Here is a 19100-nt window from a genome sequence, read left to right on the forward strand (position 1 = left end):
TACCTTTGCCACTAATTACTCAATAAAATAAAGAAAGCTTATGAAACGACTCTTACTTACATTCGCCTTGATATTCGCATTCGTATGTGCGCAGGCGGCGGATATTACCAGTATATCAAATGCTTTCAAGGCAGGAAATGCCTCCTCTCTATCCGGTGCTATGGATAAGGTGGTGGATGTAGCCTTGCCCGGTTCCTCTAAGAAATGTAACGGAAGTGAGGCCGTCTCTATGTTGTCCTCATTTTTCAGCTCGAATAAGCCTTCCGGATTCTCGGTCGTACATCATGCGGATAAAAAGGAAAGCGGTTTCCTTGTCGGAAAGCTTCCGACGTCTTCCGGTGAGTACCGTGTAAACATCACGTACCGTGCCGAAGGGAATACAGCGATTATACAATCAATCAGAATAGAATAAAAGATGGACAAACTTATTGACGACTTAATCAAATTAGCGTTTGCCGAGGATATTGGCGATGGTGATCATACCACCTTATGTTGCATCCCCGAGACAGCGATGGGGAAAAGCCAGCTGATCATCAAGGAAGATGGCGTATTGGCCGGCGTGGAAATGGCTAAACGTATCTTCCACGACTTCGATCCGGAACTGAAAATGACGGTCTTTATACAAGACGGAGCCGAAGTGAAAAAAGGGGATATAGCGTTCGTGGTGGAAGGTAAGATCCAATCCTTATTGCAGACCGAGCGGTTGATGCTGAACGTTATGCAACGCATGAGCGGTATCGCTACTACGACTCGTAAATACGCCAAGGCGTTAGAAGGCACCAAGACACACGTTCTAGATACTCGCAAGACAACTCCCGGTATGCGTATGATCGAGAAAGAGGCCGTACGTATCGGTGGCGGCATGAACCATCGCATCGGTTTGTTCGATATGATCTTATTGAAAGATAATCATGTGGATTTCGCCGGCGGCATCGAGCAAGCGATCACACGTGCGCAAAACTATCTGAAAGAGAAAGGAAAGAGCCTAAAGATCGAGATCGAGGTTCGTAACTTCGACGAGTTGGAACAAGCCATGAAAGTAGGCGGTATCGATCGTATCATGTTGGATAATTTCAATATCGAGAATACAAAAGAAGCGGTTCGCCGCATCAACGGACGTTTCGAGGTAGAGTCTTCCGGCGGTATCACGTTCGCCACATTACGTGATTACGCGGAATGTGGCGTAGACTTCATCTCCGTAGGAGCTTTGACTCACTCCGTGAAGAGCTTGGATATGAGCTTCAAAGCCTGCTAAAACGAAAAACGATCATTCTATAAAAAAACAGCCTTGAGAAGATCAACTTCTTGAGGCTGTTTTTTCTATATCTACCCTATTATCTTGATTCACTATCATTTCTGATAGAACTATTATCATTTTTAAAACATTACCATTCCTTCCTTTCCCGTACTTTTAAGAACAAATTATTCAACCTAAAAATAGTATCATGAAAGAATTGAAAATGTTTATAGATGGCAGATTCATTGAGAATGAGTCTGGGAAATGGATCAAGGTATTGAATCCTTCTACCGAAGAGGTTATTTCACTGATGCCTGACGGGACGGTTGAAGATGCCAGAAAAGCAATCGATGCCGCAGAGAAAGCGCAGAATCAATGGGAAAGAACACCCTCTATAGAAAGGGCTGCTTATCTGACAAAGATAGCGACAGGCATCCGTAAGAGAGAGAAGGAACTGACCGACATCATCGTCCGTGAAGGAGGCAAAACCCAAGGACTCGCCAATGTTGAAGTTCTTTTTACCGCGGATTATATGGATTACATGGCAGGCTGGGCCCGTCGGTACGAAGGGGAAATCATTCCCAGTGACCGCCCTCATGAAAACATTTTCTTATTTAAGAGACCGATTGGAGTAACGACAGGTATCCTACCTTGGAATTTCCCATTCTTTCTAGTCGCTCGTAAAGCCGCTCCGGCCTTGATCACCGGAAATACGATCGTGATAAAACCTAGCCAGCTTACGCCAGAGAACGCATACGTATTCGCACAGATCGTGGAGGAGGCAGGTTTGCCTGCCGGTGTTTTCAATCTGGTAAATGGACGGGGTAGCGTGATTGGGCATGAACTCGCGGCGAATCCGAAAGTAGGTATGGTTAGTCTGACTGGAAGCGTGGGAGCCGGACAACAAACCATGGCAGCTGCCGCTCCTAATATCACGAAAGTTTCTCTGGAGTTAGGAGGTAAAGCCCCGGCTATCGTGATGAAGGACGCAGATATCGATCTTGCTGTTAAGTCTATTATTGCCTCTCGTGTGATCAATACCGGACAGGTATGTAATTGTGCCGAACGGGTTTATGTAGACAAAGCGATAAAAGAGACCTTCATGGAAAAACTAGTCGCCGGCATGAAGCAGGTAAAAGTAGGAAATCCCAATGAGGTCGCGGATCTGGATATGGGACCGCTTATTGAAGCCAGCGCATTGGAGTCTATGGAGAAAAAAGTAGAGAGAGCGATCCAACAAGGTGCTAGGCTACTGTGTGGTGGCCATAGGATCGGTACAAAAGGATATTTCTTCGAACCGACCGTTTTGGATTGTGTTACGCAGAAAATGGATATCATACAAGAAGAGACTTTTGGCCCCGTGCTGCCGGTTGTCGAATATTCGGACATCAACGACGCTATCGCATGGGCGAATGATTGCGAATATGGATTGACATCTTCCGTATATACACAAAACTTGGATAACGCATTCAAGGTAATGCGTTCCTTAAAATTCGGGGAGACTTATATTAACCGTGAGAATTTTGAGGCTATGCAAGGCTTCCATGCGGGATGGCGTAAATCCGGAATCGGTGGCGCGGATGGAAAACATGGACTTGAGGAGTATTTGCAAACTCAAGTGGTTTATCTTGAGACAAAGGAATAAAAAATAAGACTAAAGATCCCTTCTTGGGATCTTTAGCATATCTACTTAATCTAACGTCAAATTAAATTCATCCCTCAAACGACCCAAGGTAGGATTTATCTTCATCAGCAACTCTAGCTTCTCCGTGGATGTATAAGCCAAATGCTTCTCATTTCCCTCTACGATCCGGACACGCATCTGGATACGGCTATTAGTAAGATGCTGGCGGAGAAATGGCAGGATATGGATCGCATTATTGATCAATTCCTCTTGCTGCCCCGGGTTATGTACGGCTACCTCGAAATAATAATTCTCTTGCAAGGTAGGCTTGCAATTGATCATCGTATTCTTAAGATACACTTTCTTGTCAATCGTTGCGGCGTAATTATCCCATTCACGAACCAAGGAATCATTGTCAAAGGGAGTTACTACCTCCTTTACGTTCGTTGTCGCTTGTTGAACGGTTTGTTGCTTAGGCTTCTCCACTCCGATCTCCTTCATGGAGATTCCCATCGGACGAGCCGTTCTACGAACCGGATTAGGCGCTGTAGACGGAGGTGGCGCAGGAACCGAGCTCGGCATGTGCGTACTCATAACTTGTGGAGCACCGGCCGCTGCCGTAACTGAAGGAGCTTGAGGCGGCTGTTGAGGCTTCCCGCTATTCACCGCTTGAGAAGCTGGATTCGTCCCGGCGATCGGCTCAATCAGCGCTTTTTTTTTATCGTCGGCGGCTACCTGTGTTAATTGACAGAGCTGAATCAACGTCAATTCCAATAAAAGACGCTTATTGCGGCTGGCACGATAATTCAAATCACACGTATTCGCTAGCTCTATCGCCTTGAACAGAAGTTGATCCGGACAATGTTTCGCCATCTCCTTATATCGTTCACGTATAGAAGCCCCCACCTCGAATAGCACCAAGGTGGACTCATCCCGGCATACCAATAAATCCCGGAAATGCCCGGCCAAACCGGTTATGATATTCTGCCCGTCGAATCCTTTGCCTAATATCTCGTTCAAGATCAATAAAGATGCCCGCACATTGCCAGATAAGATCGCATCCGTCAGACGAAAATAATACTCATAATCCAGCACGTTCAAGTTATCGATAACCGCTTGATACGTGATATTTCCATTCGTAAAACTTACCACTTGGTCAAAGATAGACAAAGCGTCGCGCATACCTCCATCCGCTTTCTGGGCGATCACGTTCAAGGCTTCCGGTTCCGCTGTTACCCCCTCTTGCGAAGAGACATATTGCAAATGCTCCACCATGTCGGCGATGGATATACGGGAGAAATCATAGATCTGACAACGGGAAAGGATCGTGGGAAGCACCTTGTGCTTCTCGGTCGTAGCCAAGATAAAGAGAGCATGATGCGGAGGTTCCTCCAATGTCTTCAAGAATGCGTTGAAAGCGGCGGTTGTCAACATATGGACCTCGTCAATAATGAAGACTTTGTATTTACCGATTGGAGGCGGGATACGCACTTGGTCGATCAAGGTACGGATATCGTCCACCGAGTTATTCGAGGCGGCATCCAGTTCATGGATATTGTAAGAACGCTGCTCATTGAAAGCCCGGCACGACTCGCACGCATTGCAAGCCTCGCCATCCGCCGTCGGATTCAAGCAATTGATTGTCTTCGCAAAGATACGGGCACACGAGGTCTTTCCTACTCCACGAGGACCGCAAAACAGGTAAGCATGCGCTAATTTGTTACTTTGTATCGCGTTTTTCAGCGTAGTGGTAAGAGACTTCTGCCCTACTACACTCCGAAAAGTGGACGGGCGATATTTTCTTGCCGATACAATATAATTATCCATTCTCTGCTTTTTATTGATAAGACAAAGATAAACAAAATAATTCATTATCTTCGCGAAAACGATGTTTCGATGTCACGCATAAAAGAGTTTTACATAAAGTATCTATCGTGGATCAACGCTTATTGGTTGGTTACCATCGTGTTCCTTATCGTCACCTTTACGGTGGGCGATAGCAGCCTGTATAAACGCTATACGTACGACGAGAAAATACGCGGCTTGGAGAAAGAGATCAAACATTATCAAAAGGAGATCGAGATCAACAGCAAGAAATTAAACGACCTGCATACGGACAAGGAGGGACTGGAACGTTTCGCCCGTGAAGAGTATTTTATGAAAAGGTCGAACGAGGATGTTTTTATTATCAAGGACAAATAAATGAATCAACAAATCAGATCGATTATTTTCGGCGTAGCGGGATTACTCGTATTAGCCGGTGCCGTATTGTTTCTTACTCATTGGGCTGTCGCCCCTTATTTATTCGCTGCCGGTGCGGCGGGTATAGCCGTTTGCTATCTGACCCTTCCGGTTAAGGACTTGGACTTTCGTCGCCGTCGGCTCCACCGTTTCAACGTATTCGCCGGACTTCTAATGATCGTATCTTCCGGCTTTATGTTCAACAACCGTACCGAGTGGATCCTTTGCTTGAGCGTAGCCGCTATCTTACAAGTATATACCGCTTTCGTTACTCCTAAAGAGTAATTGGCCGCAAAACGCAGTCTCGACCGATGAATATATACTGACCAGGCCAACGCAGTATATATTACTTTGCAGATACAGTATATCTTCTATAAAATCCCCGGTAAGTACCGTTAAAAAGGGTGTATCAAACGTTCCTTTGATACACCCTTTCTTTTATAAATTCTATTAATAGCTTACTTGGCCGGAGAGGAATAATTCTTATTCAAGTATTCCAGCAATTCGCCTGTGATATCATAGGAATCGCCAGCCAAAAGGATATTATCTCCTACCGTATTGCTGAATACCACTTGATAGCCCCTACCCAGATTGAAAGCCTTCAATTGAGAAACAACCGTATCGCGTAATTGCTCGTTCAACTTCTGCTGCTCTTGCATCAACTCTTGAGCCAATTGGTTATCTAAGTTCTGCAACTCTTGTTGCTTATTCAATAAACGTTGTTGCTCTTGCTCCGCCCTCTCACGGGTAAGGAAAGCGTTATTTTCTACCTTACGCTGGAAATCTTGCATCTCGCCTTGTAAACTACGGGCTTTCTGGGTGATGTTAGCACGGGAATTCTCTTGTTTCTTCAAGATGATCTCGTTCAGATCCTTGGAATAATTGTAATTAAGTAACAGGGAATCCACATTTACATAAGCGATCGGAAGTAAGGCCGTTGTGTCTCCCGCTGACGCAAATGTTCTTGTTACGCTTGATTCTTTCTTGCCGGAAAATTGCATAATATACAAGATTACGACAGCCACCGCTAGCACACCGTTAATAACGTAGTTAATGTTCTTCATAAAGTGCAATTTAAATCTTATTTTTTTATTCTTTTATTTCGTTCATGATGTCATAGAGCCCCTTTTGCTTAACCGCCATACGATCCATGGTCTTCGCGCAAAATATACCTTTCTTACCCAACGCCCTGTTTCCTTCGATATGCGTATTCGGGAACCTTCCTCCCTTTTTCAACAGCACTTTTATCGATAGCAACACGACACTGATAACAAGAATTATGACCGTAAATAATAACGTTGTAAGCATTTTCTCTATATTTGTGGACGCAAATATAAGAGTTTAAGTGATTACTAAGTGTCTTTTTGGCATTTTATTCTACTTTTTTTCGAACTAAGCTCTTTCAGTTGCGGTTTTATTAACTTTAGAGTAACATCTATAATACATTGTAACATTATGAAGATTACTGATTTAAAGCCTACTATCGTATGGAAGTTCTTCCATCAAGTAACCCAAGTGCCTCGCCCCTCAAAAAAGGAAGGCAAAATGATTGAATTCCTAGAATCATTCGCGAAAGAGTACAAAATAGCTATCAAGAAAGATGAAGCCGGCAACCTTTTAATGTCAAAGCCTGCCACTCCGGGAATGGAGGATCGTCCGGTAGTCGTATTGCAGTCTCACATGGATATGGTTTGCGAGAAAAATAACGGTACGAAACACGATTTCGACAATGATCCGATCGAGACGATCGTCGACGGCGAATGGCTGCGTGCCAACGGCACTACTTTGGGAGCCGATAATGGTATCGGTGTAGCGGCCGAGTTGGCTTTGCTTGCCTCCGATGATATCCAACACGGTCCGATCGAATGTTTGTTCACGGTAGACGAAGAAACAGGTTTGACTGGAGCGAAAGCCTTGAAAGAAGGTTTCATGACCGGAGATATCTTGTTAAATCTCGATAGCGAGGACGAGGGAGAGATCTTTATGGGTTGCGCCGGAGGTAAAGACACACAAGCGACTTTCCATTACGAGCCAGTTCCTACGTCCGATAAGATGCAGTATTTCCGTATCGACGTGAAAGGGCTGAATGGCGGTCACTCCGGTGGCGAGATCCACAAAGGATTAGGCAATGCCAACAAGATCTTGGTTCGTTTCTTATTCTTATTGAAAAAGAAATATGATTTCGTTCTTTGCTCTATCGATGGAGGAAACTTACGTAACGCAATCGCTCGCGAGGCACACGCCGTGATCGGCTTGCATCCGGAAAATAAGGAGGATGTACGTATCTTGCTGAACCATTTCGCCGCCGACGTTGAAAATGAGTTGAAACATGTAGACCCGAACGTTCAGTTAGCGATGGAGTCCACGGATCGTCCGGAGTATCATATCGACAATGCCACCGCCGAGAAATTAATCTACGCCTTGCACGCTTGTCCGCACGGCGTAATCGGTATGAGCCACGATATAGAAGGCTTGGTAGAGACTTCTACCAACCTTGCTTCCGTAAAGATGAAAGAAGGCGATACGATCTTGGTCGGTACCAGCCAACGTAGCTCTATCGAATCATGCAAGATCGCTATCGCCAATACGGTAGCCTCCACGTTCCTATTGGCTGGAGCAGATGTAAAACATGGCGATGGCTATCCAGGATGGGCCCCGAACCCCGACTCTAAGATCTTGAAGATCGCACAGGAGACTTACAAACGCCTATTCAACAAAGACGCCAAGATCATGGCCATCCACGCCGGATTAGAGTGCGGTTTGTTCTTGGAAAAATATCCGAAACTGGATATGATCTCTTTCGGGCCTACTTTGCGTGACGTACATTCACCCAACGAGCGTATCGAGATCGCTACGGTCGGTTTATGGTGGAGCCACCTTCTTGAATTATTAAAGAGCATCCCCGCAAAATAAACCAACGTTTTTTGCGTTATAAGAAGAGGAAAGACACGATAACCGTGTCTATCCTCTTTTTTTATGTTAATGTCTTGCAACTTTTTTATGATAATTTTGTTTATCTATTGAAACAAGAACACAAGATATTTACAGTTAACATTTACGAAAATGAAAAGATTAACGATAACGCTATTTATACTCGCGACGCTTCTGTTGAACATGCTTCCGGCATGCGACGGTTTGGATGATCATTATTCCACCAACCCGACTTACCGGCTAAGCTTCTCGACAGACACGCTCGCTTTTGACACGATCTTCAGTACGATCGGTTCTACCACTCGTCAATTTATGATCTACAATAAAAATAGTGAACCTCTGAGCATTGAGTCCATCATGCTGGCCAGTGGAGAGTCTACCGGCTTCCGCATGAATGTGGATGGACGCAAAGGTAGCTCATTTAATAATGTAGGGATACTCGCCAACGACAGCATGTATGTATTCGTGGAAGTAACGGTCGATCCGAATGGGGGCAATCAACCTCTGTTGATACAGGATTCCGTACTTTTCACCGTGAATGGCATCCGTCAATCCGTATTATTGGAAGCCTATGGGCAGGATGTTAATCTTTACAAAGGCGGTGTTACGATTACAAAAGATTCTATCCTCACGGCCAATCGTCCTTATTTGATCTACGATAGTTTGGTTATCGCTAAAGGGGTTTCATTGAATATCGAGAAGGGGGCTACTTTCTATATGCATGATAAAGCGAGCCTGATCGTTCACGGCTCCATGAACGCTTTAGGCACCTTGGATGAGCCTATCACTTTCCGAGGCGACCGTTTGGATTATATACTAAATGATATATTACCGTATGACCGGACTCCCGGACAATGGGGAGGCATTACCTTTAAGACGGATAGCTACGGGAATGTCTGGGATAATGTAATCGTACGTAATGGTACCTCCGGTGTATATTGCGAGCCTTCCACCCCGGACCGGCCAAAGATCAAGATAAACAACTCACAGATCACGAATATGGGGAGCGATCTATTCTTCGCCATCAATTGTGATGTTATCGCTACAAATACGGAATTCAGCAATGCCGGAGGAAGTGTACTCACTTTAGTCGGTGGTAAATATTACTTCGCTCACTGTACGATGGCTAATTACATGAGTTTAACCAAAAGGGAAATGGCCAGCGAGACTGTTCCTTTGGATAGTAAATGCCTGTACTTGCTCAATAACGTAACAGTAGACGGAAATGGCCCGTATCCTATCACGCAAGCTTATTTTGACAATTGCACTATCGATGGAAGTTACGATGTCGAATTAAAAGCAGATGGCAGTACAGATTTCGATTATCGGTTCAATCACTGTGCGCTTAAAGCCAAAGAATCCTCCAGCGATCACTTCAAGGAGGTCTTGTTTATCAAAAAGACTCCTTCCTATCGGAAAGTAGGAGGCAAGCAAAATAAATACACCTATGATTTCCGGCCAGATTCCGTATCGACTACCGGAGTCGGAAAAGCAGATCCCGAGATAACGAAGAATTATCCGATCGATCGTTGCGGTGTCAACCGGCTAACCAGTTCGAACGGCCCGACCATAGGAGCCTACGAGTTTGTTCAGGAAGAGACCGAAGATTCAAACCAATAAGAATACATTACATATTAACAATTAATCAAAGCTTTAACTATGAAGATTTTTATGTTTTTTCTTTTATTCTTTGCCTCCCCTCCGTTATTTGCCCAAGCTACGTTCAAGGTCATGACCTATAATGTGGAGAACTTTTTCGACACAAGGGATAATCCAACCAAGAATGACGATGAATTTCTACCTTCCGGCAACCGGTACTGGACACAAAGCCGCTACTATCATAAGCTACAACAAATAGCGAAAGTAATAAGCGCTGCCGGGGAATGGAGCACACCGGCCTTAATAGCTCTTTGCGAAGTCGAGAACGACTCCGTCCTGTCTCATCTTACCCGTCGCACACCGCTCCGCTGGCAGGATTACCGATATATTATCACTCAAAGCCCCGATCCCAGAGGTATTAATGTCGCTCTTCTTTATCAACGAGATCAATTCTTTTATTTACGACATGAATCCATTCCAATTCGTTTTTCCGGGAACAAACACAAATTAACCCGAGATATCCTACACGTATATGGAAAGATCATAACAGGCGATACCTTAGATGTTTTCGTGTGTCATTTCCCCTCCCGCTACGGAGGAGAAAAAGAAAGTGAAAAGGATCGTTTTGACGCGGCCCGCACTTTACGGGGATCTAGCGATTCCCTGTTACTGATACGAGAAAAGCCGCAGATACTCATTATGGGAGACTTCAATGATACCCCTCAAGACAGAAGTATTTCCGAGATATTCGCTGCCCAAGCCTTTCCTGAAAATACGCAGATCACAGATTCCACATCTTGTACCTATTATAATTTGTTCGCAAGCCCCCATATAACTCAATTCCCGGGTAGTCATAAATACCAAGGCGAATGGAGCCAACTCGATCAAATAATCGTAAACCGGGATCTCATCACGCAAGAGTCTTCCATGCATATCATTCCGGAAAGCATCCACATATTCGCTCCTGATTTTTTATTGACTAAAGATAAAACATGGCGGGGGGTACGTCCTTTTCGAACCTATTACGGCTTTAAATATGAGGGCGGTTTTAGTGACCACCTGCCATTAGTCATCGATTTCCAAATATGCCCGTAAAAACACGTACGTGTTTTCCATAGACACAAAAAACACTATCTTTGTATCACAAAATACGTAATACCTATGAATATTAGATCCATATATCTAGCCGGTCTATTCGCGATCATCGGCTCCCACATAATCAACACAAACGCCCAGCAACTTAGGAATCCTTTCGATTTCCCGATCTTACTGAGCGGAAATTTCGGTGAGTTAAGAAGTAATCATTTCCATTCCGGAATAGACTTCAAGACACAAGGGGTAGAAGGTAAACCCGTACATACGGTACAAGAAGGATACGTATCACGTATATCCGTAAGTCCATGGGGCTACGGTAACGGGCTTTACATCACACACCCGGATGGAACGACCACCGTATACGGCCATCTACAAAAATTCTCGAAGAAAATAGCGAATTATGTAAAAGAGCAACAATACGCACAAGAAAGTTTCAATGTAAATCTCTTCCTTACGCCGGATTTGCTTCCTGTCGAGAAAAATGAAGTCGTAGCGTTAAGTGGCAATACCGGAAGTTCTGGTGGGCCTCATCTCCATTTTGAGGTACGAGACACCGATACCGAGGAAGTCATGGACCCCTTGGATTATTTCTCGGATCGGATAACCGATACCCGTCCTCCTAAAATCCAAGGAATACAGATCGTCCCCATCGAAGGAAAAGGCGTAGTAAACGGCAAAAGCAAGAAGCTTGAGATAAAACCCGTCACGGCGAAAAACGGGAAACAGACAATCACTGGAAAAATCGAGGCATGGGGAGAAATAGGGCTCGCTGTAAAAGCCTATGATTATATGGATAATACGACTAACATTTATGGCGTACGAGAAATCACGCTCACGGCAGACAGCCAAGTGATTTTCCATAGTAATCTCGATAAGTTCGCATTTGACGAGACCCGTTATCTGAACACATTCACAGATTACGAAGAATGGAAAGATCATCGCTCTTTCTATATGCGTAGTTTCATCGAGCCGGGAAACCGTCTACGCTTCCTTGAAAGCGTAAACCGGGGAATCTTGCGTATAGATGAACCTCGTACCTATCATTTGACGTATACACTTGCTGACGCTTTCGGCAATGCCACCCGTTTATCCATCTGGATCGAGGGAAAGAAACAAGAGATCCCCCAGATCGATACGACTCATACAGAATTATTCCATTGGGGTGGCGAGAATAGGTTCGGCGCTAAAGGCATCCGTCTCGTCCTGCCTAAAGGTAATCTATATAATGACCTCTACTTCCGCTATTCGGTGAAAGAAGATAGTACCTCATTATCAGCCACCCACATATTGCACGATAAGCCAATCCCTTTGCATGGAACGGCCCAGTTATCACTATTCTTGCAAAGCGATACGCTTGAGAATAAACAACAATATGGTGTGGTTCGCTTACAAAACGGACGTGCCTCTTGGATGGGCGGTACATACCGTAATGGCTGGATCGACGCAAATATCAAGGAATTGGGCAGTTATAAGATACAACAAGATACAAAGGCTCCGGTTATCACGCCGATCAACCAACAGACGTGGATCAGCAAACAGAACTTCATATTCCGTTTGTCCGATAACTTAAGCGGGGTACAAACCTACCGGGGAGAAATAGACGGGCAGTTTGTCTTATTCGAGATGAATAATAAATCGGTTATTACCTATCGCTTCGATAAAGAGAGGTTGCAAAGAGGCAAGCATGAACTTAAATTAATCGTAACGGATGCTTGTGGAAATGAGTCGATTTATACACATCCGTTTACTTGGTAGGACGATTTATCGCATTTTTTAGGCAAAATATAAGTCCTTTGATTGCTTTACTTTAAGAAATTCGTATATTTGTTTCTTGTATATTTATCGTATTGAGTAGATTGCTCAACAATAAACACAATAATATTATAAACATGGAAAACAACGACTTATTAGAAATGGTAAGAAGTAAGGCACAAGGATGGCTTACGAAAAGTTATGATGCGGAAACTCGTGCTCAAGTTCAAGCGTTACTTGACAACGAAGATCCTACTGAGTTAATCGAGTGTTTTTATAAAGACCTAGAATTCGGAACAGGTGGATTGCGCGGAATCATGGGGGTAGGTTCAAATCGTATGAATATATATACAGTTGGCGCGGCTACCCAAGGTTTATCCAACTATCTGAAAAAGGAATTCGCGGATTTAGAACAGATAAAGGTTGTCATCGGCCACGATTGCCGTAACAACAGCCGTAAGTTCGCGGAAATATCAGCCGATATCTTCTCCGCTAACGGTATCAAGGTTTATTTATTCGAAGACCTGCGTCCGACTCCGGAAATGTCATTCGCTATCCGTAAACTGGGATGCCAGAGCGGTATCATCTTGACGGCTTCTCACAATCCGAAAGAATACAACGGATACAAGGCTTATTGGGATGATGGCGCACAAATGATCGCCCCGCACGATAAGAATACGATCGCCGAGGTTAACAAGATCCGTAACGCTAGCGAGATTAAATTCAAAGGAAATAAAGAATTGATCGAGATCATCGGACAAGCGATCGATGATGAATATATCAAGGAATTAACAACGATTTCTTTGTCTCCGGAGGCTATTTCCCGCCATAAGGATATGAAGATCGTATACACTCCGATCCACGGAACTGGTGTTAAATTGGTTCCTGCCGCTTTGAAAGCTTATGGATTCACGAACATTATCCATGTACCGGAACAAGATGTTGTTAGCGGTGATTTCCCGACGGTTATCTCTCCGAACCCGGAAGAGCCGGCTGCTTTAGCTATGGCTGTAGAGAAAGCAAAAGAGACTGACGCTGAATTGGTAATGGCTTCCGATCCGGACGCAGACCGTGTAGGTGCCGCCGTTAAGAATAACGAAGGCGAATGGGTACTTTTGAATGGTAACCAAACCGCTTTGATGTTCGTTTACTATTTAATCACTCGCTGGAAAGAGTTAGGTAAGATCAATGGTAAAGAATATATCGTAAAGACAATCGTTACGACAGAGACGATCAAGACAATCGCCGAGCGTAATGGCGTAGAAATGTACGATGTTTATACAGGCTTCAAATGGATCGCTAACGTTATGCGTGAGAACGAAGGCAAGAAAAACTATATTGGTGGTGGCGAGGAAAGCTACGGATTCCTTTGCGAGGATTTCGTCCGCGATAAAGACGCTGTCTCCGCTTGCGTTATCTTAGCCGAGATCGCAGCTTGGGCAAAAGATCAAGGTTTGAGTTTGTATCAATTGCTTCAGAAGATTTACGTGGAATACGGCTTCTCTAAGGAGAAAGGTATCTCTGTCGTGAAGAAAGGCAAGAGTGGAGCGGAGGAGATCGAGGCTATGATGAAAAAGTTCCGTGAGAACCCGTTGACAGAGATCGCAGGCTCTAAGGTAACTTATTTCTACGATTATTCTACATTGAAAGGTAAGGACTATGCGGAGAACGAAACCGTTACATTAGATATGCCTACTACCTCTAATGTGCTTCAATACTTCACGGAAGATAATACAAAAGTATCTATCCGTCCTTCCGGAACAGAACCGAAGATCAAATTCTATTGCGAGGTTCACTCCAAGGTAAAGAGTATCGATGAATTGCCGGAGGCAGAGAAAGCGGCAGAAGAAAAGATCAATCAGATCAAGGCTTCTTTAGGGATCTAATCGAACTTAATTATTACATATAGAGGCAAGGGCGAGAATCGTTCTTGCCTCTTTTTATTCTATCAGATCAAATCAGACTTACTGAAACAAAACGGCAACAAGGCCGTCGCACTCGGAACGAGATACGCTTCCTCTTTTCCACAAAGAAGGACTTTCATAGGTTTGTTATAACGTTGCTCGGTTTCCGACATCACTTGCCGGCAGGCACCACAAGGCGTGATAAGATCCACACGTTCCCCATCCTTCATAGCCGCAATCGCCAAAATCTGAACTGCCGCATCCGGATAACGTGCTCCCGCATAAAATAAGGTGGTCCGCTCCGCGCAAAGCCCAGACGGATAGGCTGCGTTTTCCTGATTATTTCCGGAAAGTATCTCCCCATTCTCCAATAGAACCGCCGCTCCCACATGAAACTTGGAATAAGGAGCATAAGCTTTTTTCGAGGCTTCAAAAGCGGCCTCGTACAATTGCCTATATATATTGTCCAATTCTCCTACCGCATAGACCTCTACCCGGGTCTCTAATTTCAATTCTTTCATTTTCTTGATTGTTTTAATGTTTTGAAAGAAACATAACTATAATTCTTATAGGCTATAAATATAAAAAGAATATATTAATTTCGCACTCACATCATAGAATATACCTTAATATAGAACAAAGACATATGCATTCAATGCTTCTTACATCCGATAAAGACCCGATGGGCGCCGCTATCATCGATTATCTCGCACATGGAAAAGCGAGCAAACTCCGTGTATTCTCCTCCATGTTCGATGAAGATGAGATTCCCGTGAATCAATTATTCCGGACTTTCCAAGAAATGCCCTCCTTGGAACAGAAAGCCCTTCAACTCAGTACAGGTAAAATATTGGATGTTGGTGCCGGAAGTGGATGCCACACCTTGGCTTTACAGGAAATGGGTAAAGAGGTTACCGCTATCGACATATCCCCTCTTTCCATAGAGGCCATGAACAAACGGGGCGTAAAAGACGCCCGCTTACAGAATTTTTTTGACAGGAGCTTAACCGGACCATTCGATACCATTCTTCTCTTAATGAACGGTTCCGGGATTATCGGTAAACTGGAAAATCTCCCGGCTTTCTTTCACCGCTTAAAAGAGGTTCTAGCCCGGGACGGACAGCTTTTACTTGACTCTAGCGACTTAAGTTATTTATTTGAAGATGAAGACGGGAATCTGGATATCGCCCCCGAGGATGATTATTTCGGAGAGATCGATTTCCGCATGCAATATAAAAGTATCAAAGGGGATTCATTTGATTGGTTATATATAGATTTCAACACGCTGAATCTATACGCAAGGCAAGCCGGCTTTAAAGCGGAAAAAATAGAAGATGGGGAGCATTACGATTATCTAGCCCGTATCTCCTATTTTTAACCCATCAATTCCCAGTAGATATGTATTTTCTTTTATATATTTGTCCGGTAAAATCGGATCGAAAAGAACAGTTATGCGTTTATCCCTTCATTTTTTAGGTATATTATTATTGTCCCTCGCCTGTTTAAGCGCAGGGGCAGAAAGCCAGCGGAAGCTGACTTCCTATCAAAAATACATCAGTAAATACAGTGATTTGGCGATTCAACACCAAAAGAAATATCGCATTCCGGCAAGTATCACCTTAGCGCAAGGATTACTGGAATCCGGAGCTGGGCAAAGCGACTTGGCCAGACGCTCCAACAATCACTTCGGTATCAAATGCCATTCGGACTGGCGAGGCGGCAGGGTCTATCACGACGACGACCTGCGGGGAGAGTGCTTCCGGAAATACAAACGAGTAGAGGATTCTTATGATGACCATTCCCGCTTCCTCGCCGAACGCTCCCGCTACGAACGCCTGTTCAAATTAAACATCAAGGATTACAAAGGCTGGGCCAAAGGACTACAAAAATGCGGTTACGCCACCGATCGTGCTTACGCAAATAAATTAATCAAGGTTATCGAAGATTATGAGTTATACCGCTTTGACTCCGGTAAGGGAACAAAGAAGACCTCTACCAAGAAGCAAAATCTTCCGGTGTTCAATTATCAAGTCTATCGTACCCACGGTTTGATCTATGTATACGCTAAGGATAACGACAGTTTCGACCAGATCGCCCGAAGCATGGGATTCAAGGCCAAGCAGTTGATGAAATTCAACGAGGTGCCCGAGGACTTCCCGTTGCAGGAAGGCGATATCGTATATCTGGAAAAGAAAAAGAAGAAAGCGGACAAGCCGAATTACGACCACGTGGTACAAGTCGGAGAGTCTATGCACAGTATCGCACAGATGTACGGAATCCAGATCAAGAGTCTGTATAAAATGAATAAAAAAGACAAAGATTACATCCCGGAGGAAGGAGATGTCTTAAAACTTAGATAAGTAACATAAAAAAGTATTACCTTTGCGGTTCAAATAATATAGTACAATGAGTGATCAACGTTATAACCTGCGAGGCGTTTCCGCTTCAAAAGAAGATGTTCACAACGCAATAAAGAACATCGATAAGGGAATTTTTCCGAAAGCGTTCTGTAAGATCATCCCCGATATCTTAGGCGGTGATCCTGAATATTGTAATATTATGCATGCGGATGGTGCCGGTACCAAATCGTCCTTGGCGTATATGTACTGGAAAGAGACCGGAGATCTTTCGGTGTGGAAAGGTATCGCCCAAGACGCTCTTATCATGAATATCGACGACCTGCTTTGTGTAGGTGCCGTAGACAATATCTTGGTCTCTTCTACAATTGGACGTAACAAGCTGTTGGTTCCGGGCGAGGTGATATCGGCGATCATCAATGGAACAGATGAGTTGCTGGCAGAGTTACGTGAGATGGGCGTTGGTTGCTATGCGACAGGTGGCGAGACCGCAGACGTTGGCGACTTAGTTCGTACCATCATCGTAGATAGTACGGTCACTTGCCGCATGAAACGTTCGGACGTAATCGACAATAAGAATATCCAAGGAGGAGACGTGATCGTAGGTCTGGCATCTTCCGGACAAGCCACTTACGAGAAAGAATACAATGGAGGTATGGGTAGCAATGGTTTGACCTCTGCCCGCCATGATGTCTTCTCCAAGTATTTAGCGCAGAAATATCCGGAAAGCTACGATGCCGCCGTTCCCGAAGAATTGGTTTACTCCGGAGGATTGAAACTTACGGATAAGATCGAGGAATTAGGGATAGACGCCGGAAAGATGGTGCTTTCGCCGACACGTACCTATGCGCCGGTAATTAAGGTATTGCTTGATAAACTACGCTCTCAAATCCATGGCATGGTACATTGTTCGGGAGGGGCTCAGACAAAAGTTATGCACTTCGTAGAGAACAAGCGTGTAACCAAGGACAATCTCTTCCCTATCCCACCGTTATTCCGCACGATTCAGGAGCAGAGCGGTACGGACTGGAGCGAGATGTACAAGGTATTCAATATGGGACACCGGATGGAGATCTACATCGCTCCCGAGCATGCGGAAGAAGTAATCAGCATCTCAAAAAGCTTTGGTATTGATGCGCAAATCGTGGGTTTCGTAGAGGAAGCTGATAAAAATGAATTGATTATCGAAAGCGAGAAAGGTCGCTTTACCTATTAATAAAGATAAATGGCCGAAAATAGTTTACTTGGTAAATTAGACGGATTAGTGAGCCGTTTCGAGGAAGTCGGTACGCTTATTACCGACCCGGCGGTGATCGCCGACATGAAACGGTTCGTAAAACTGAACAAAGAGTACCGTGATTTGGAGAAAATCGTGGGAGCTCGTTCGGAATACGTGAAAGTATTGAACGGGATCGAGGAAGCGAAAGCCTTGCTTGAGTCCGAGCAAGATCCGGAAATGCGGGAAATGGCCCGTGAGGAGCTGGATACCTGCAACGAACGTATTCCCGCTTTGGAAGAAGAGATAAAATTATTGCTCGTTCCCGCTGATCCGCAAGACGACAAGAACGCGATCGTTGAGATACGAGGAGGAACGGGAGGTGACGAAGCCGCCCTTTTCGCCGGTGATCTATATCGTATGTACGTGAAGTATTGCGAACTGAAGGGATGGAAAATAAGCGTGTCTAGCTTTAGCGAAGGCTCGTCCGGTGGTTTTAAGGAAATCATCTTCACGGTATCGGGCGAGAAAGTATACGGAACGTTGAAGTATGAGTCCGGTGTACACCGTGTACAGCGTGTACCGGCTACGGAGACGCAAGGACGTGTACATACCTCCGCCGCTACAGTCGCCGTATTGCCTGAGGCGGATGAATTTGATGTTGAGATTAATGAAGGGGAGATTAAATGGGATACCTTCCGCTCCGGTGGGGCTGGTGGTCAGAACGTAAACAAGGTGGAATCAGGTGTCCGTCTGCGTTATGTCTGGAAGAACCCCATTACAGGTGTGAGTGAGGAAATCTTGATCGAATGTACGGAGACACGAGACCAGCCGAAGAACAAAGAAAGGGCGCTTACCCGTCTTCGTTCGTTTATTTATGACAAGGAACACCAGAAATACCTAGACGATATCGCCAGCAAGCGTAAGACCATGGTATCTACCGGTGACCGTTCCGCGAAGATCCGTACGTACAATTACCCGCAAGGGCGTATCACGGATCACCGTATCAATTACACGATCTATAATCTTTCAGCCTTTATGGACGGCGAAATTCAAGATTGCTTGGATCACCTGATCGTAGCGGAGAACGCTGAGCGATTAAAAGAGTCTGAATTGTAAACACATCCAATCATTTCATACTGAA

The 19100-nt window shown here is 44.6% G+C and carries 18 protein-coding genes; 14 read left to right on the forward strand and 4 right to left on the reverse strand.

Translation table 11 applies throughout. From position 1 onward, the window contains the following. Positions 1-40 precede the first annotated feature (40 nt). The 3 genes from DWY79_RS18350 (at position 41) to aldA (ending at position 2882) form a co-directional block, all read left to right on the forward strand. The gene (locus DWY79_RS18350; protein ID WP_008780051.1) at positions 41-412 is read left to right on the forward strand and encodes a DUF4783 domain-containing protein; all 372 of its coding nucleotides are present in this window, start codon (positions 41-43) and stop codon (positions 410-412) included. A 3-nt stretch (positions 413-415) separates the two neighbouring features. Further along, on the forward strand, positions 416-1255 hold the full coding sequence (gene nadC, locus DWY79_RS18355) for a carboxylating nicotinate-nucleotide diphosphorylase (RefSeq protein WP_122370007.1): 840 nt from the start codon (positions 416-418) through the stop codon (positions 1253-1255). A gap of 190 nt (positions 1256-1445) precedes the next feature. Beyond that, positions 1446-2882 carry an aldehyde dehydrogenase gene (aldA, locus tag DWY79_RS18360; RefSeq protein WP_122370009.1) on the forward strand — a complete coding sequence of 479 codons (1437 nt, stop codon included), beginning with the start codon at positions 1446-1448 and terminating at the stop codon, positions 2880-2882. Positions 2883-2927: 45 nt separating this feature from the next. Here aldA and DWY79_RS18365 read toward each other — a convergent pair whose 3' ends face one another. Further along, positions 2928-4688: a DNA polymerase III subunit gamma/tau gene (locus DWY79_RS18365; RefSeq protein ID WP_036613276.1), complete on the reverse strand. Its 1761-nt coding sequence runs from the start codon at positions 4686-4688 to the stop codon at positions 2928-2930. 69 nt (positions 4689-4757) lie between these two features. On the opposite strand from DWY79_RS18365, the gene DWY79_RS18370 reads away from it, so the two are divergent. Both DWY79_RS18370 and DWY79_RS18375 read left to right on the forward strand, forming a co-directional pair. Next, positions 4758-5063 (forward strand): septum formation initiator family protein, encoded by a 306-nt coding sequence (locus DWY79_RS18370; protein WP_005854418.1) that lies wholly within the window; start codon positions 4758-4760, stop codon positions 5061-5063. After that, complete coding sequence (locus DWY79_RS18375) at positions 5064-5387, forward strand: hypothetical protein (RefSeq protein ID WP_005864364.1); 324 nt, start codon at positions 5064-5066, stop codon at positions 5385-5387. A 173-nt stretch (positions 5388-5560) separates the two neighbouring features. Here the strand turns inward: DWY79_RS18375 and DWY79_RS18380 are convergent, their stop codons facing one another. Both DWY79_RS18380 and DWY79_RS18385 read right to left on the reverse strand, forming a co-directional pair. Next, entirely contained in the window at positions 5561-6166 is a 606-nt protein-coding gene (locus DWY79_RS18380; RefSeq protein WP_005854413.1) for an OmpH family outer membrane protein, read from the reverse strand. A gap of 25 nt (positions 6167-6191) precedes the next feature. Further along, positions 6192-6410: a hypothetical protein gene (locus tag DWY79_RS18385; RefSeq protein WP_005854411.1), complete on the reverse strand. Its 219-nt coding sequence runs from the start codon at positions 6408-6410 to the stop codon at positions 6192-6194. Positions 6411-6557: 147 nt separating this feature from the next. Between DWY79_RS18385 and DWY79_RS18390 the strand changes: the two genes are divergently transcribed. The 5 genes from DWY79_RS18390 (at position 6558) to DWY79_RS18410 (ending at position 14365) form a co-directional block, all read left to right on the forward strand. After that, positions 6558-8015 carry an aminoacyl-histidine dipeptidase gene (locus tag DWY79_RS18390; protein ID WP_008780047.1) on the forward strand — a complete coding sequence of 486 codons (1458 nt, stop codon included), beginning with the start codon at positions 6558-6560 and terminating at the stop codon, positions 8013-8015. 150 nt (positions 8016-8165) lie between these two features. Next, on the forward strand, positions 8166-9653 hold the full coding sequence (locus DWY79_RS18395; RefSeq protein ID WP_122370011.1) for a hypothetical protein: 1488 nt from the start codon (positions 8166-8168) through the stop codon (positions 9651-9653). Between the two features lie 39 nt (positions 9654-9692). After that, entirely contained in the window at positions 9693-10727 is a 1035-nt protein-coding gene (locus DWY79_RS18400; protein WP_044545015.1) for an endonuclease/exonuclease/phosphatase family protein, read from the forward strand. 66 nt (positions 10728-10793) lie between these two features. After that, on the forward strand, positions 10794-12482 hold the full coding sequence (locus DWY79_RS18405; protein ID WP_122370014.1) for a M23 family metallopeptidase: 1689 nt from the start codon (positions 10794-10796) through the stop codon (positions 12480-12482). A gap of 134 nt (positions 12483-12616) precedes the next feature. Continuing rightward, on the forward strand, positions 12617-14365 hold the full coding sequence (locus DWY79_RS18410) for a phospho-sugar mutase (protein ID WP_008780043.1): 1749 nt from the start codon (positions 12617-12619) through the stop codon (positions 14363-14365). Positions 14366-14427: 62 nt separating this feature from the next. Here DWY79_RS18410 and cdd read toward each other — a convergent pair whose 3' ends face one another. After that, positions 14428-14904: a cytidine deaminase gene (gene cdd, locus DWY79_RS18415; RefSeq protein WP_057327242.1), complete on the reverse strand. Its 477-nt coding sequence runs from the start codon at positions 14902-14904 to the stop codon at positions 14428-14430. A 125-nt stretch (positions 14905-15029) separates the two neighbouring features. Here cdd and DWY79_RS18420 point away from each other — a divergent pair, with 125 nt between their 5' ends. The 4 genes from DWY79_RS18420 (at position 15030) to prfA (ending at position 19075) form a co-directional block, all read left to right on the forward strand. Further along, positions 15030-15761, forward strand: a complete 732-nt coding sequence (locus DWY79_RS18420; RefSeq protein WP_005864356.1) for a bifunctional 2-polyprenyl-6-hydroxyphenol methylase/3-demethylubiquinol 3-O-methyltransferase UbiG — start codon at positions 15030-15032, stop codon at positions 15759-15761. Between the two features lie 73 nt (positions 15762-15834). Beyond that, positions 15835-16743 carry a glucosaminidase domain-containing protein gene (locus tag DWY79_RS18425; protein WP_005864355.1) on the forward strand — a complete coding sequence of 303 codons (909 nt, stop codon included), beginning with the start codon at positions 15835-15837 and terminating at the stop codon, positions 16741-16743. A 46-nt stretch (positions 16744-16789) separates the two neighbouring features. After that, positions 16790-17956, forward strand: coding sequence for an AIR synthase related protein (locus DWY79_RS18430; RefSeq protein ID WP_005864354.1), 1167 nt, complete (start codon positions 16790-16792; stop codon positions 17954-17956). A 9-nt stretch (positions 17957-17965) separates the two neighbouring features. Beyond that, complete coding sequence (gene prfA / locus DWY79_RS18435) at positions 17966-19075, forward strand: peptide chain release factor 1 (protein ID WP_005854384.1); 1110 nt, start codon at positions 17966-17968, stop codon at positions 19073-19075. Positions 19076-19100 lie beyond the last annotated feature (25 nt).

The organism is Parabacteroides sp. AF27-14, assembly GCF_003635425.1.
In the GTDB taxonomy this organism is placed as follows: Bacteria; Bacteroidota; Bacteroidia; order Bacteroidales; family Tannerellaceae; genus Parabacteroides; species Parabacteroides distasonis.

Excerpts from the sequence above, each read along its gene's own strand:
- DWY79_RS18350 (WP_008780051.1), top strand. The coding sequence starts at position 41 with ATGAAACGACTCTTACTTACATTCGCCTTGATATTCGCATTCGTATGT.
- nadC (WP_122370007.1), top strand. The coding sequence starts at position 416 with ATGGACAAACTTATTGACGACTTAATCAAATTAGCGTTTGCCGAGGAT.
- aldA (WP_122370009.1), top strand. The coding sequence starts at position 1,446 with ATGAAAGAATTGAAAATGTTTATAGATGGCAGATTCATTGAGAATGAG.
- DWY79_RS18365 (WP_036613276.1), bottom strand. The coding sequence starts at position 4,688 with ATGGATAATTATATTGTATCGGCAAGAAAATATCGCCCGTCCACTTTT.
- DWY79_RS18370 (WP_005854418.1), top strand. The coding sequence starts at position 4,758 with ATGTCACGCATAAAAGAGTTTTACATAAAGTATCTATCGTGGATCAAC.
- DWY79_RS18375 (WP_005864364.1), top strand. The coding sequence starts at position 5,064 with ATGAATCAACAAATCAGATCGATTATTTTCGGCGTAGCGGGATTACTC.
- DWY79_RS18380 (WP_005854413.1), bottom strand. The coding sequence starts at position 6,166 with ATGAAGAACATTAACTACGTTATTAACGGTGTGCTAGCGGTGGCTGTC.
- DWY79_RS18385 (WP_005854411.1), bottom strand. The coding sequence starts at position 6,410 with ATGCTTACAACGTTATTATTTACGGTCATAATTCTTGTTATCAGTGTC.
- DWY79_RS18390 (WP_008780047.1), top strand. The coding sequence starts at position 6,558 with ATGAAGATTACTGATTTAAAGCCTACTATCGTATGGAAGTTCTTCCAT.
- DWY79_RS18395 (WP_122370011.1), top strand. The coding sequence starts at position 8,166 with ATGAAAAGATTAACGATAACGCTATTTATACTCGCGACGCTTCTGTTG.
- DWY79_RS18400 (WP_044545015.1), top strand. The coding sequence starts at position 9,693 with ATGAAGATTTTTATGTTTTTTCTTTTATTCTTTGCCTCCCCTCCGTTA.
- DWY79_RS18405 (WP_122370014.1), top strand. The coding sequence starts at position 10,794 with ATGAATATTAGATCCATATATCTAGCCGGTCTATTCGCGATCATCGGC.
- DWY79_RS18410 (WP_008780043.1), top strand. The coding sequence starts at position 12,617 with ATGGAAAACAACGACTTATTAGAAATGGTAAGAAGTAAGGCACAAGGA.
- cdd (WP_057327242.1), bottom strand. The coding sequence starts at position 14,904 with ATGAAAGAATTGAAATTAGAGACCCGGGTAGAGGTCTATGCGGTAGGA.
- DWY79_RS18420 (WP_005864356.1), top strand. The coding sequence starts at position 15,030 with ATGCATTCAATGCTTCTTACATCCGATAAAGACCCGATGGGCGCCGCT.
- DWY79_RS18425 (WP_005864355.1), top strand. The coding sequence starts at position 15,835 with ATGCGTTTATCCCTTCATTTTTTAGGTATATTATTATTGTCCCTCGCC.
- DWY79_RS18430 (WP_005864354.1), top strand. The coding sequence starts at position 16,790 with ATGAGTGATCAACGTTATAACCTGCGAGGCGTTTCCGCTTCAAAAGAA.
- prfA (WP_005854384.1), top strand. The coding sequence starts at position 17,966 with ATGGCCGAAAATAGTTTACTTGGTAAATTAGACGGATTAGTGAGCCGT.